Origin of the sequence: Polymorphospora sp. NPDC051019 (assembly GCF_040683055.1) — a bacterium.
GTDB lineage: Bacteria > Actinomycetota > Actinomycetes > Mycobacteriales > Micromonosporaceae > Polymorphospora > Polymorphospora lycopeni.
On the sequence record NZ_JBFBCH010000028.1, the window covers coordinates 73,912 to 87,507 of the forward strand.

6 protein-coding genes and 4 pseudogenes are annotated in these 13,596 nt (G+C 66.4%); 6 read left to right on the forward strand and 4 right to left on the reverse strand.

The genetic code is table 11. The features are described from left to right. Nucleotides 1-38: 38 nt before the first annotated feature. The 3 genes and pseudogenes from AB0M79_RS32535 to AB0M79_RS32545 all read left to right on the forward strand — a co-directional run. Complete coding sequence (locus AB0M79_RS32535; protein ID WP_364221346.1) at nucleotides 39-158, forward strand: integrase core domain-containing protein; 120 nt, start codon at nucleotides 39-41, stop codon at nucleotides 156-158. 649 nt (nucleotides 159-807) lie between these two features. Continuing rightward, complete coding sequence (locus AB0M79_RS32540) at nucleotides 808-3,183, forward strand: glycosyl hydrolase 53 family protein (protein WP_364221349.1); 2,376 nt, start codon at nucleotides 808-810, stop codon at nucleotides 3,181-3,183. Nucleotides 3,184-3,358: 175 nt separating this feature from the next. Further along, nucleotides 3,359-3,462: pseudogene (locus AB0M79_RS32545) on the forward strand (IS5/IS1182 family transposase); the annotation flags it as partial. 271 nt (nucleotides 3,463-3,733) lie between these two features. On the opposite strand, the pseudogene AB0M79_RS32550 reads toward AB0M79_RS32545, so the two are convergent. After that, nucleotides 3,734-4,129: pseudogene (locus tag AB0M79_RS32550) on the reverse strand (RICIN domain-containing protein); the annotation flags it as partial. A 550-nt stretch (nucleotides 4,130-4,679) separates the two neighbouring features. Between AB0M79_RS32550 and AB0M79_RS32555 the strand changes: the two are divergent. The 3 genes and pseudogenes from AB0M79_RS32555 to AB0M79_RS32565 all read left to right on the forward strand — a co-directional run bounded on the left by AB0M79_RS32555 (nucleotide 4,680) and on the right by AB0M79_RS32565 (nucleotide 9,722). Next, nucleotides 4,680-7,013 carry a beta-L-arabinofuranosidase domain-containing protein gene (locus tag AB0M79_RS32555; RefSeq protein WP_364221376.1) on the forward strand — a complete coding sequence of 778 codons (2,334 nt, stop codon included), beginning with the start codon at nucleotides 4,680-4,682 and terminating at the stop codon, nucleotides 7,011-7,013. 472 nt (nucleotides 7,014-7,485) lie between these two features. Then, nucleotides 7,486-9,006, forward strand: a complete 1,521-nt coding sequence (locus AB0M79_RS32560; protein WP_364221352.1) for a non-reducing end alpha-L-arabinofuranosidase family hydrolase — start codon at nucleotides 7,486-7,488, stop codon at nucleotides 9,004-9,006. 96 nt (nucleotides 9,007-9,102) lie between these two features. Continuing rightward, nucleotides 9,103-9,722: pseudogene (locus AB0M79_RS32565) on the forward strand (transposase). A gap of 22 nt (nucleotides 9,723-9,744) precedes the next feature. Here AB0M79_RS32565 and AB0M79_RS32570 read toward each other — a convergent pair. The 3 genes and pseudogenes from AB0M79_RS32570 to AB0M79_RS32580 form a co-directional block, all read right to left on the reverse strand. Beyond that, nucleotides 9,745-10,251 (reverse strand): IclR family transcriptional regulator C-terminal domain-containing protein, encoded by a 507-nt coding sequence (locus tag AB0M79_RS32570; RefSeq protein WP_364221355.1) that lies wholly within the window; start codon nucleotides 10,249-10,251, stop codon nucleotides 9,745-9,747. 103 nt (nucleotides 10,252-10,354) lie between these two features. Continuing rightward, a pseudogene (locus AB0M79_RS32575) lies at nucleotides 10,355-10,795 on the reverse strand (helix-turn-helix domain-containing protein); the annotation flags it as partial. A 47-nt stretch (nucleotides 10,796-10,842) separates the two neighbouring features. Then, complete coding sequence (locus tag AB0M79_RS32580; protein WP_364221358.1) at nucleotides 10,843-13,536, reverse strand: BTAD domain-containing putative transcriptional regulator; 2,694 nt, start codon at nucleotides 13,534-13,536, stop codon at nucleotides 10,843-10,845. Nucleotides 13,537-13,596 lie beyond the last annotated feature (60 nt).

The following is a 13,596-nucleotide window of genomic DNA, read 5'->3' on the forward strand; positions in this document are numbered from 1 at the left end:
CGTATTCGACAGCGCGTCCGCCGTTGGAGGTCCAGGTAGTGGCCGAAGACTGGCGCATCGAGTACAACACCTACAGACCCCACGGCTCGCTGGACTGGCTCACCCCCGACGCCTACCGGCAGCAGTGGATCACCAACCGGCAACCACCGCTCTCATAGCCAGTGGACCACCAAACGGGGCCCAGTCACTCCCGCCGTCGCCGTCTGTGAGTGCCGGGCTGCCAACCGGAGATGCAAACGCGCGCCGCGGAGGACCATTGCGAGGCTGTGGGCGTCGTTGCCCGGGTGACGGCCCCACCCACGTCAGTGCCCGCACCGCGACGCTGCAAATAACGTTTCAAGTATTGCGGTGACCGATCGCGTCGCCGCTGGTCGAATCAGGGTGTAACGCGGTGCTTCCTTCGGCGCTAGCCCCTCCGATGTTCCCCTAGGCGGCAGGGAGTGGGCGGGATTGTCCGAAACGTTCCGAAACACGCTGTTGACATCCGTGAATGGTCTTACCATACTTGGGGCGTTAAAACGTTTCACGACCGAGAAATCTCACCTTGGAGATGCTCACGCCACGTCTTCGGAGCGACGGGCTTGGACGTCCTGCGTCGGGCCGTCCGCAGGCGTTGGCCCCGGAAGCACCAAAGGCGGGAAGTGCTCCTTCTCTACCTGGGCGACCCTCGGGGAGGGCGGGAGCGAGATGGCGGCCCTGACCGACCCCGGCCAGTGCCGAACAGTTGGGCTGTCCAGATCCGCTCGAGAATCTCGCCGGGTCGCGGCGGTCCTCTTTTCGATCAGCGGCAAAAGATGAGGAGCAAGAATGACGCGCAAGCGTCCCATCCGGAGGACACTAGGCTTCACGGCCGCAGTCGCGATGGCTTGCGGTGTGGCAGTTCTTGGGCCGGTCGTCCCGGCTTCCGCGCTCTCCGGTGAGGCTGAGATCTCGCCGATCGAGAGCAACATCGGCGCGAAGTCATGGGCGAGCGTCGAGGTCAGCAGTGGCGCATCCACCGCGAACCTCGCGATCGACCAGGACGACCAGACCGCGTGGATCGCCGAGGACATGTCGACCAGCCAGTGGTTGACCCTCGATCTCGGCGGTGCGTACGACAACGTCAGGAAAGTCAGGGTTCTCTTCCCGGACTCCGGGGCGGTCTATCAATACGCCATCGAGTCGTCTGGGGATGGTGACAACTGGACGGTCATCGCCGACCACTCGGCCAACCACGAGCCCGCGCGAGGGTCGGTCGACCTCTTCACCCAGCCCGGCACGAGATACGTCCGGGTGACGGTGAAGGGTGCCTCGCCCGGAGCGGCCGTGGGCGTCAGTGAACTCAGCGTCTACAACTACCTGCGCGACGACCTTGTTCTCGGCGGCGACGCCTCCTGGGTCGACAATGACGTCGCGGAAGGGCGGAACTACTGGGTGAGTCCGCTCGCGGAAGACCGGGGCGCGGGACCTCACCTGCTGGACGTGTTGAAGGACCGTGGCTTCGAGTACATCCGCTTGCGTGTCTTCAACGAGCCGCGCAACGAGAGCAACGGGGCCGTGCAGGCCATTCCGTACCAGGGTCCGGAACGAACGCGCGAAGTAGCCAAGTGGATCAAGGCCGAGCGGGACATGGGGCTGGGCATTGACTTCCACTACGCGGACTCGTGGGCCGACCCCGTGAAGCAGCCGAAGCCTCGGGCGTGGGCGGAGCTGGAGTTCGACGACCTGACCCAAGCGGTCTACGACTACACCTACGACTCCATCGAGCAGTTGATCGAGCAGGGCACCACGCCGGACAAGGTGGCCATCGGCAACGAGATCCTGAACGGCTTCATGTACGGCAGCGAGAACGCCCACATCGGTGCCACCAACCCGGCGTACTTCCGGAACCAGGCTGACATCTATCAGTCGAAGCCCGGCGGTGGCCTGCTCTGGAACTACTGGCGTTCCGACGACCCCGCCGAACGGCAACTGTACGACGAGGCGTGGGACCGGTTCACCACACTGTCCGCCGCGGGGATCCGTGCGGTCCGTGACGTGTCAGCAGCCCAGGGCAAGAACATCGCCGTCGAGACCCACATCATCATCGACAACGGCCAGCTCGACAGGACACTGGAGTTCTGGAACCAGTACCTCACCCGCGTGAACGCCAAGGGCGCCGACCCGGACGTCCTCGCTCACTCGTACTACCCGCAGTACCACGGATCGCCGGACCACTACGAGTTCAACGTCAACGCCGTGGCAGCGGCACACCCGGGTTACAAGATCGACATCGCCGAGACTTCGTACCCGGCGTCGGGCGGCGACGGAGCCCCGATGCCCAACTCGCCGTACCCGCGGACCGTCCAGGGCCAGGCGGACGCCCTCCAGCGCGTGTTCCAGATCGCCAACGACATCCCGAACAACCAGGGACTGGGAGTTCTGGCGTGGGAGCCCGCAAGGTGGCAGTCCCTGTTCAGCCCCGTACCCGGAATGACGCGCACCTGGGAACCGAACGCGTCGATCGACGTCTTCAACAAGAGTCACGCAACCCACGTGGTGGAGGACACGGTCTATTCGGCCGTACTGATTGGTGACGACGTCGTGCTGCCCGAGTCGGTGCAGGTGCTGACCACAGCGGATGGTTCGAACCGGCCAACCCCGGTTGAATGGGACTCGGTGCCCGCCGGCGCCACCGACACGGCCGGCCGGCTCACCATCCACGGCCTGACCGGGTTCGGATCCGTGACAGCGGTGGTCGACGTCATCAGGGCATACGCCGCCCTCGACTGTGACCGGGCGATAACCGGACGGCATGCCGGGCCGCTGACCGTGACCGAAGGCGTGACGTGCCTGGACGGAGCGACGGTGTCCGGTCCGGTGTCGGTACGTGCCGGTGCGTCGCTACAGGTCGACCAGGCGACTATCGCCGGTCCGGTACGGGCGGTCGACGCGAAGGCGGTGGTTGTCTGCGACAGCCGGATCAGTGGCCCCGTCAGCCTTTCCGAGGGCTCGTCGGTGACACTCGGTAACCCGGTGCTCGGCTGTGGTCGGAATACGATCACCGGCCCGGTGACGGTGACCGGAACACTGGGATGGAACGTCATCGCAGGCAACGCGATCACGGGCCCACTGGCGTGCAGCAACAACACCCCGCCGCCGGTGAACAACGGCCTCACCAACATGGCCGCCGGTCCGAAGTCAGGACAATGCCGCAGCCTGTAGCGATCTGAGACTCACTGCCGAGGCGTTGCCGGGCCGAGTGGCCGCGGCCCGGCAACGCTGCCGGTACCCGTGACGTCTTGTTGCGATCATTCGCGCCACGCCCTGGTGGAGAACGTGTGCAGTTGGCATCGTCAGCGAGATCGACCGGTCCAGGGCGCTCGTCGACTCGATCGGCGTCCGCGCGCAAATAGGGGCGACGACACAGGACCAAGCCCGGTCGGTCGCGGCAAGCCCGGCTCGAAGATCCACATACTGTGTTGCCGCAACGGTATATTGCTGACCGCGGTCATCGACTCGCGAATGAAGTCCTGCCTGGCCGTCGCCGCGCCGTACAACGCCGCTGCCAGACGCGGTGGCCTGACCGGCTGCATTCTGCACACCGACCGCGGATCTGAAGTTCCGGTCCAGAAGTTCGTCCGGGCCTGGACCGCCGCCGCATGGCCGGCTCGATGGGCCGCGACCAACTACGGATCGCGATCGTGAGCTGGATCGAGGACCTATCACGCCGCCGACGACAGTGGTGGTGGTCGCCGTCCGTTCCCGCGGCCGGGGTCGAGGCGTTCTGCACCTCGACGACCTTGTTGCGGTGACGGTTGATCAACCGGACGTAGCCGCCGGCCGAGTCGGCGAGCTGGAACTGCTGGTTGGCACCGTTGCTGTCGCTCCACTGCAATCGCCGCACCGTCGGTGGTCGACCAGTTGTAGACGTCGAGGTCCTTGCCCGAGCGGCAGGACTTCAGCCGGTGTAGCCGCCGCCGGAGTCGACGAACTGCCACTGCTGCCAGGCGCCGTTGTCACGCGTCCGCTGGGTGGTCCGGGCACCGTCGTCGGTCGCCAGGTTGTACACGTCCAACGCCTTGCCACTGTTACGGTTCACCAGCACGTAGCACGCACCGGCGTCCACTGTGGCAGCGGACGCGGCCGGCGGGCCGGCCACCACCGCCAGCCACCGCCATCACCGCCGGCGACGAGGCGCAGACGAGAGCATGCCGACCTTGTTCATGTTTCTCCTTGAGTAGGGGCGACACCGCCGGCGTCCGCTCCGGGGTCTGCTGGAGCGGCTGTGCATGCACGGCGGACGGACGATGCCCGGACCGAGTCGCCAAGCCGGTCCAGGGCAAGGCAACCCCATGTATCGATGCCCAACTCGGCCCGCAGTGTTAGCGATCACAACATGCCCCAGGTGGCGCCATCCACCCGCGACAACCCGGACGCTGCCAGCGTCGGACATCGAAGTAAGGGGATGTTACTTCAATGTTTCGGTGTCATCAAGGGCGTCACCAGCGAAGGTGATCGCCCTGCCTCCGCTGTCGAGTCGATGCCCGAACGAAGCTCGGAAGTTACTGTCTTGAATATCTGCATCCCTCGCCCGTACTATGGCCCGCACAATGTGAACGCTCACACCAGTCTCGAGCCACACGCCGACCCGTCCCCAGCGCGACGCGGCCGTGGCCACAGCCCTATCCCGCATTGGCCGAAGCCTTCTGGGAGGTTCCATGCCGTCCCTGCCCGTGAGTCGGCGCCGCGTTCTGCAGGCCGTCGGCGTGACCGCTGCCGTCTCCGCGACCGGAGCTCCGCTGCTCGGTGGCCAGCCGGCCGCTGCGGCGGTCCTGCCACCCGCCCGACCGGATACCGGCGTCTCCGCGCACCCCTTCGATCTCGGTCAGGTGAGGCTGACCGCGGGACGGTTCCTGGACAATCAGACCCGCACCCTGAACTACCTGCGCTTCGTCGACGTCGAGCGGTTGCTCTACAACTTCCGAGCGAACCACCGACTGTCCACCAACGGCGCGGCGGCCAACGGTGGCTGGGACGCGCCGACGTTTCCGTTCCGGACCCACATGCAGGGACACTTCCTGACCGCCTGGGCGCAGGCGTGGGCGGTGCTGGGCGACACCACGTGCCGGGACAAGGCCAACCACATGGTCGCCGAGCTGGCCAAGTGCCAGGCGAACAACGGGGCGGCCGGGTTCACCGCCGGATACCTGTCAGGGTTCCCGGAGTCGGACATCACGGCGGTCGAGAACCGCACCTTGACCAACGGCAACGTGCCCTACTACTGCATCCACAAGACTCTTGCCGGCCTGCTCGACGTGTGGCGGTACATCGGCAACACGCAGGCCCGTACAGTGCTGCTCGCGCTTGCCGGGTGGGTCGACACCCGCACCGCGCGACTGAGCTCGAGCCAGATGCAGGCGATGCTGTCCACCGAATTCGGCGGCATGAACGCGGTGCTCACCGACATCCACCAGCAGACCGGTGACCAGCGATGGCTGTCCGTGGCCCAGCGGTTCGACCACGCCGCGGTGTTCAACCCCTTGGCGGCCAACCAGGATCGGCTCAGTGGGCTACACGCCAACACCCAGGTTCCCAAGTGGGTCGGCGCCGCCCGCGAATACAAGGCGACCGGCACCACCCGCTATCGCGACATCGCCACCAACGCCTGGAACATCACCGTCGACGCGCATACGTACGCCATCGGCGGAAACAGCCAGGCCGAACACTTCCGACCACCCAACGCCATCGCCGGCTACCTCAACAACGACACCTGCGAGCAGTGCAACACATACAACATGCTCAAACTGACCCGAGAGCTATGGCTCATCGACCCCGGCCGGGTCGCCTATTTCGACTACTACGAGAGCGCGCTACTCAACCACCTGATCGGGGCGCAGAACCCAACCGACAACCACGGCCACATCACCTACTTCACCCCACTGAGACCGGGCGGCCGCCGAGGCGTGGGGCCGGCCTGGGGCGGCGGCACCTGGAGCACCGACTACAACTCGTTCTGGTGCTGCCAGGGAACCGGAATCGAAATCAACACCAAGCTGATGGACTCCATCTACTTCCACAACGGCACCGCCCTGACGGTGAACCTGTTCGTCCCGTCGGTGCTGACCTGGTCTCAGCGCGGCATCACGGTCACCCAGAGCACCGCCTACCCGGCCAGCGACACCACCACCCTCACCCTCTCGGGCACGATGAGCGGCCCATGGAGCATCCGGCTGCGTATCCCGGCCTGGACCAGCGGGGCGACCATCGCCGTCAATGGCGTCATACAGAACGTCACTACGACGCCCGGAAGCTACGCCGTCGTCACCCGCAACTGGGCGCCGGGCGACACCATAACCGTGCGCCTACCCATGCGCATAACCATTCGCCCGGCCAACGACAACCCCAACGTAGCTGCGGTCACCTACGGTCCGACGGTACTTTGCGGCAACTACGGAAACAGCACCCTGAGCGCCCTGCCGTCGCTGACGGTTTCGTCGATCGCCAGAACCAGCGGCACCGCATTGGCGTTCACCGCGACCGCGAACGGTTCGAGCGTCAACCTCGCCCCTTTTCAGGACGCCCACGGATACAACTACACCGTCTATTGGAACACCGGCGGCAACACCGGCACCGACACGTACAGGCTGGTCAACGCAGGAACCGGCCTTGTCCTTGGCATCCAGAACATGTCGCTCGCCGACGGCGGACTAGCCGTCCAGTGGGGGGACACCGGCACAGCGGATCACAAGTGGATCGTCGTGCCCGACGGCAACGCGGTCAGGTTCCGTAACCTCAACAGCAACAAGGTCCTCGGCGTGGAGAACATGTCCACCGCCGACAACGCACGCGTTCTCCAATGGGCGGACAACGGCACCGCCGACCACCGGTGGGTGCTCCTGGATCAGGGAGACGGCACCTACAAGATCCGCAACGTCCACAGCGGCAAACTGCTCGGCATCCTCGGCGGCTCACCCGACTGGGGTGCCCAGGTCGTCCAGGATTCCGACAATGGCAGTGCCGACAACCTGTGGAGACTCGCGCGCGACAGTTGAGCGACGACCTGTAAATCGACACGGCGAAATGAAGAAAGGCGTTAACCAGAGGATCGGGCCGCCCTGGTTGGCTGCATTCGGTATGGAGCGCATCTGATCTCGGCAGTCCGGAAACGTCAATTTGACAGCTGATCTTGGTGGTGGAGACTGTCAGTCTTGGTCGGGTGAGTCGGCCGTCGAAGGCGATCTGAAAGGTTTGCAAACGCCTTCGTGCGCCGCGAGGCGCTGCTGTTTGGGTGGAGGTTGGAGCGTCTTGACGAACAGCACGCTAACACCCACCGTAAATGGTCAAGGATGTCGATGCCTGTGGCTTGCCGGGAAGCCTTGCTTCGGCGGACCTTGAGGGAGGCGCACGCCGGGCAAGCGGGCGCCTTTCGTCAACGCTCATATTTCGGTATTGGCGGCCGGTTGTGCGTCGCGATGCGCCCACTTCGGGTTGCCTCGTCCAAATCTCAGTGTCTAAAGGAGGATCATGTATACCTCTGGTAGGTCTGCACCGATCGCGTCGCCGTCGCGATGGCGCGGACGGTCCCTGCGAGCCGTCGCCGCTAGCGCGGCGGTGCTGGTGGTTGGTGGTGTCGCTGCCATGGTGGTGTCGACGCCCGTCGCCGCCGCGACTGTCGATACGACCGCGTGGTACGTGTTGTTGAACCGCAACAGTGGCAAGGCTTTGGACGTGTACAACCTGGCCACGAACGACGGGGCGCGGATCACGCAGTGGACCCGGAACAACGGCAGCCAGCAGCAGTGGCAGTTCGTTGACTCGGGCGGTGGCTATTACCGGTTGAAGTCCCGGCTGTCAGGCAAGGTGCTGGACGTCTACAACTGGTCGACGGCCAACGGTGCCAGCATTGTGCAGTGGGCCGACGGTAACGGGTCCAACCAGCAGTTCCGGCTGGCGGACTCCGCCGGCGGCTACGTTCGGTTGATCAACCGGAACAGCAACAAGGCGGTGGAGGTGCAGGGCGCCTCGACCGCTGACGGTGGCAACATCGTGCAGTACGACGACTGGGGCGGCAACAACCAGCAGTGGCAACTCGTCCGCGTCGACGGCGGGACCAATCCCACCACGCCGCCGCCTGGCACCTGTGCTCTTCCCTCGACGTACCGCTGGAACTCGACGGGCTCACTGGCGAACCCGAGGTCGGGGTGGGTGTCACTCAAGGACTTCACCCACGCCCCCTACAACGGCAGGCATCTCGTCTACGCGACGACGCACGACACGGGTACGACATGGGGCTCGATGAACTTCGGCCTCTTCACAAACTGGTCCGACATGGCCTCGACCAGCCAGAACGCGATGCCCTTCTCTGCTGTTGCCCCTACGCTCTTCTACTTCGCCCCCAGAAACATATGGGTGCTCGCCTACCAGTGGGGCGGAACCGCCTTCTCGTACCGGACATCGAGCGACCCCACAAATGTCAATTCATGGTCATCGCAGCAGGTACTTTTCTCCGGAAGTATTTCCAACTCCAGTACCGGGCCCATCGACCAGGCACTCATCGGCGACAGCGCAAACATGTACCTGTTCTTCGCTGGAGACAACGGTAGGATCTACCGGGCCAGCATGCCCATCGGGAATTTCCCGGGCAGCTTCGGCTCCACGTCGACGATAGTCATGAGTGATACGACGAACAACCTGTTCGAAGGGGTCCAGGTCTACAAGCTCCAGGGCGAAAACAGGTACCTCATGCTCGTCGAAGCGATCGGGGCGCAGGGGCGATACTTCCGCTCGTTCACTGCCACCAGTCTGGGTGGATCGTGGACACCACAGGCCACAACCGAGAGCAACCCCTTCGCGGGCAAGGCCAACAGTGGCGCCACCTGGACCAACGACATCAGTCACGGCGAACTGATCCGCAGCAACGCTGACCAAACCATGACGGTCGATCCCTGCAATCTGCAACTGCTCTACCAGGGACGCGACCCCAACTCCGGCGGCGACTACGGCCGCCTGCCCTACCGGCCGGGTCTGCTAACACTGCAGCGCTAACACTCCAACGTCACTTGGCTTCGGCCTCGGACAAGGGGCGTGTGCAAAGGCGGCCACCGCGTGATCATCGATGGCTTGTGAGGGCAACCAAAGATCGTGCGGTGGCCGCGTGCCACAGCGTGGAACCAGCCGGGTGGCAGGCCATCCTGGACGAGCCGATTCGTCGAACGCCCGTCTCCTTGGCCCACCGCTACCGCCAGCACGCACCCGGCACGGCCGGGTCGTGGCAGTGGAAACGGCTGTAACGGCGGCCGCACCACGACCGTGCTGACCAATGTCGGGCCGGTCGAGGTGCCGCGGGATGCTGCGGGGACGTTCGAGCCGCAGATCGTGCGTAAGCGGCAGCGGCGTCTGACCGGGGTCGACGACCTGGTGCTGTGGTCGTCGGTCAGGGGGTTTCGCACGGGGAGATCGCGGCGTATCCAACCGAGGTGTACGGCACCGACGTGTCGAAACAGACGATCTCCACGTTCACCGACAAGGTCCTCGACGGGATCGCCGAGTGGCAGGACCGTCCCCTCGACCGCGTCTATCCGGTCGTGGGGTGTCGCGGTGGTTGGGGCCGAGGACCCGGAGGAGGTCGTCGAGTAGCTGTGCGAAAGCGGTGGCGGGCCGCCCGCTCCTGCCGCCAGTTGGCGAGGTTGCCCTGGCTGTTGGGGAGTTTGGGCACGTACGGCGAACTCCACGGCGACGGCGTCGGCCATGCGAGGGCATGATCGGGCGTGGCCGCGGTCGGCGTCAGCGGTGGGTCGTGGTGGGGTTGTGGCCGAGCCGGCGGGACACCTCACCGGCCGCACGTAGCAGTGCGGCGACCATCGCGGGCTTTTGTTCGGAGTCCAGGTGTTCGCGCTGCCCGGCGATGCTCAGGGCGGCGATGGTGTTGCCGTACAGATCGTGGATCGGCGCGCCGATCGCGGCGACTCCGGTGGTGACGTCGTCTGCGGTGAAGCTGTAGCCGTCGACCCTGATCTTCGCGAGTAGTGCGGTGAGTTGCCCGAGGTTGTCGAAGGGGCGCTGGGCGAGCGCCTGCGCCTCGCGCCAGGCCCGGTCGAGCAATTCGTTCTCGTGGAAGGCGAGCAGTGCGGTGGGGGCGGCGCCGATGGCGAGCGGGGTGACGCTGTCGGCGCGCAGCGACACGATCCGGAACGGTCGGGTGCCCTCGACCCGTTCCAGACAGACCGCGCGTCCCTGGTCGAGGACGTAGAGGTAGACGGTTTCGCCAAACGTGTCGCGGAGTTCGCGCATGGCGGGCAGGGCTTCGCAGGTCGATGCTGTCGGCGGTGCCGGCGGCGATCTCGAAGAGCCGGATCGTCATCTTGTAGCGGCCGTCGCCGATCCGGGTCACCCAGCCGGCTTCCTCGAGGGTGGCCAGCAGGCGGCGGGTCGTCGACTTGGTCATGTCGGTGGCACTGGCGAGTTCGGCGAGGCCCATGTCCGATTGGTGAGCGCTGAGTAGCTCGACCAGTGTTGCAGCCTTGAGTGCCGAATTGACGATGTTCTTGTCATCATCGGAGACCGGGACGGAGTCGTCGTTATCCCCGGCGACCGGCTCACCGCGGCAATCGACGCCGGGATCGAACGAGAACGCAAGGAGGACGGCATGCGTGCAGCTCTGGAGTCGGGCATGCTGACCCTGGACCTGCTCGGCCTGCGCGAGGCGGTGTCTTCGAAAGGGCTCGGATCGTAGCCATTGCGGGAGTGTGGCGATGGTGCTGTTCGAGACGGTGACGCAGCGTTCCACGACCCCACGGCGCTGTAGTGCTGCGGGACGAAGCGGAAGTGCGGGCATCCGCGTCGGCAGTTCATCGGCCGACGATGGTCGGGCCGGCGCCGCTGTCACGTGGGCTCCTGCATGGTGCTGCGGACCTGCTCCGCGTCGGGATGTCCCAACTCGGTGAGGATCTCCAGCGCCTGCCGCCTCTTGTTCCGCGCTGCGCCCGTCTCACCGCTGGCGAACTCGGTTGCGGCCAGGTGGGTCAGCGTCGTCGCCTCGTAGTAGCGCTCGCCTGCCTCCCGCCACAGTGACAAGGCCTCCTGGTAGCACTTGGCAGCCTGCGGGAACTGGCTCAGTTGGTGATGCGCGTTTCCGATGCTGTCCCACGTGTGGGCCTCCCAGTACCGGTTGCCGGTTTCCTGCTGTAGGGGCAGTGCCTGCTGGCAGTAGTGCAACGCCTCTTCGTGGTTGCCCAGTTGGCTGTGGTACCAGCCCACGTTGTTGAGGGCGTTCGCCTGCCCGGGCCGATGTTCGGCGGTCCGAAAGAGGTTCAGCGCCTGTTCGGCGTAGCGGAGGGCGAGCCGGGGTCGGTCCCGGCGCTCGGCCACGGTACCGAGGTTGAGCAGGGTGCGAGCCTGTCCGACCGGATCGTCGAGCGCTGTGTAGAGCCGTAGTGCGTGCCGCAGGTGAGCCTGAGCGTCGTCGTGCAGGCCCTGGCGTAGCTGCGCGATCGAGATGTTGCGGTGCGCTCGGGCCTGTCCGTCCGGGTCCTGGACCCGGCGGGCCGCCTGGAGCGCGATCTGCTGGACGACCACCTGGTCGTGCCAGTGGCCACGGCGGTCGAGGTATGTGGTCAGGGCCCACCCGAGCTGCCACGCGTGAACCGGGTGCCCGTCGTAACCGGCTTGTCGGAGGAGGTTGAGCAGCCCCGGGTGTTCCCGGCTGAACCAGGCCCAGGCCGCGCCACGGTCGCCGATCTCCGGCACGGTCACGCTTTCGGCCCTGGCCGGCGGGTGGATCGGATCCCGGTGCGCGTTCAGCTGTAGGTCGGCGAGGTAAGCGCCGGACAGGTAGTGGTCGAGCATCCGGCGCGTCGCGGCAAGCCGTTCTGATTCAGGCTCTTCGGTGCTCGCTCGCTCGGTGGCGTAGGCGCGAAGCAGGTCGTGCATGCCGTACCGGCCGGGAGTACGTTCGGTGACCATGTGCGTGTGGGCGAGTTCGGTCAGCAGCGAACGTGCCCGCTGGGGCGGGACGCCCGCCAGGCTGGCCGCCGCAGCGGTGCCCAGTTCCGGTCCCGGGTGCAGGCTGAGCAGTCGGAACAGGCGTGCGGCGGGGTCGCTCAGCGCGTGGTACGACCAAGAGAGAACCGACCGTACGTCGGTCGCGGTGTCCAGGTCGGAGAATCCGTCCAGGCTTCCGCGTGCCTGTTCCAGTTCGTCGGCGATCGCCTGGAGGGGAAAGGTGGGGTGACCAGCCGCTCTCGACGTCACGATCGCCAGTGCCAGGGGGAGCCCCGCCGCCCGGATGGCGATCGAGGCGACGGCCGCTGGCTCGGCGGTGACCCGGGCCGTGCCGAGGCGACGGGTCAACAGCCGGTGCGCGTCGTCGGGCGGCAGCGGGTGGAGGATGATCGGGTGCGCTCCGTCGGTCGCGACCAGTCCGGTCATCCTGCTACGGCTGGTGATCAGGGTGAGGCATTGCGGTGCGCCGGGGAGGAGCGGGCGAACGTCGTCGGCATCGCGGGCGTTGTCCAGCAGCAGCAGAACACGGCGCCCGGCGAGGATCGTGCGCAGAAGCGCGGACGCGGCGGCGAGACCGCCTGGTATCTGCGCCGGGGGTACCCCGAACGCGCCCAGGAAGCCGCGGATCGCCTCGTCGGGATCAAGCCGTGGGCTGGTCGGATGGAATCCGCGCAGGTCGACGTAGAGCTGGCCGTCAGGAAACCGGTCGGCCACGAGGCGGGCGAAGTGGATCGCCAGAGCGGTCTTGCCCACTCCCGCGGTGCCGGACAGCACCGCCACCGTGGTCCGACCGGACCCGACGGCCGCATCCAGTAGGCCGGTCAACTCATCGAGCTGCGGATCGCGCCCGGTGAAGGCGATCGGCTGCGCGGGCAACTGTGCCGGAACCGGCGGGGTGGCCGTCGGCGGGCCGGGCGGCTCGGCGGCGGCCGTCGTGCGTACGGGCGCGCGTACGGGGCGGGTCGGGGCAGCGGGTCTGGCGACCGCGACGGGTCCCAGCCCCGGATCGCCGTTCAGGACGGCACGGTGCAGCTCGGACAACTCCGGCCCCGGCTCGATCCCCATCTCGTGGATCAGCAGGCGGCGGACCCGGTGATACACCTCCAGCGCCTCGGTCCGGCGGCCGGCACAGCTCAGGGCGAGCATGAGGTGTCCCTGCACCCGTTCCCCGAAAGGCCTCGCCGCGGCCAGTTCAGCGATCTCGTCCACGAGTTCGGCGCCACGGCCCAGCGCGAGTTCGTGCGACAGGCACTCCTCGTACAGGTTTCGGCGCTGCTCGTCGAGTTGGATCGCGGCGGATTCGATCAGCCGTCCCGTGACACCGGTGAAGGCGGTGCCTCGCCACAACGCCAGCGCGCGTCGCAGCTGAGTGACAGCGCCGGGCAGATCCCCACGAGCGGCCATCCGGCGGCCCTGCCGTGCCTGGTCGGCGAAGACCCGTAGGTCCACGTCGTCGTCCGGGACACGCAGGATGTAGCCGCCGGAGTCGGTGACGATGCAGCCGGTTGGCGCCCCGGCCTCCGCGAAGCGGCTGCGGAGAGCCCGAGTTCCGCAGTTCGTAGACAAACGACTCACTGAAAACGCCGCCTGAACTGGGAGAACGCACAACTGCGTCGCACGAGGCGTGTGTCCACG

Coding starts and splice junctions, on each gene's coding strand:
- AB0M79_RS32540 (WP_364221349.1), top strand. CDS start 808: ATGACGCGCAAGCGTCCCATCCGGAGGACACTAGGCTTCACGGCCGCA.
- AB0M79_RS32555 (WP_364221376.1), top strand. CDS start 4,680: ATGCCGTCCCTGCCCGTGAGTCGGCGCCGCGTTCTGCAGGCCGTCGGC.
- AB0M79_RS32560 (WP_364221352.1), top strand. CDS start 7,486: ATGTATACCTCTGGTAGGTCTGCACCGATCGCGTCGCCGTCGCGATGG.
- AB0M79_RS32570 (WP_364221355.1), bottom strand. CDS start 10,251: ATGCGCGAACTCCGCGACACGTTTGGCGAAACCGTCTACCTCTACGTC.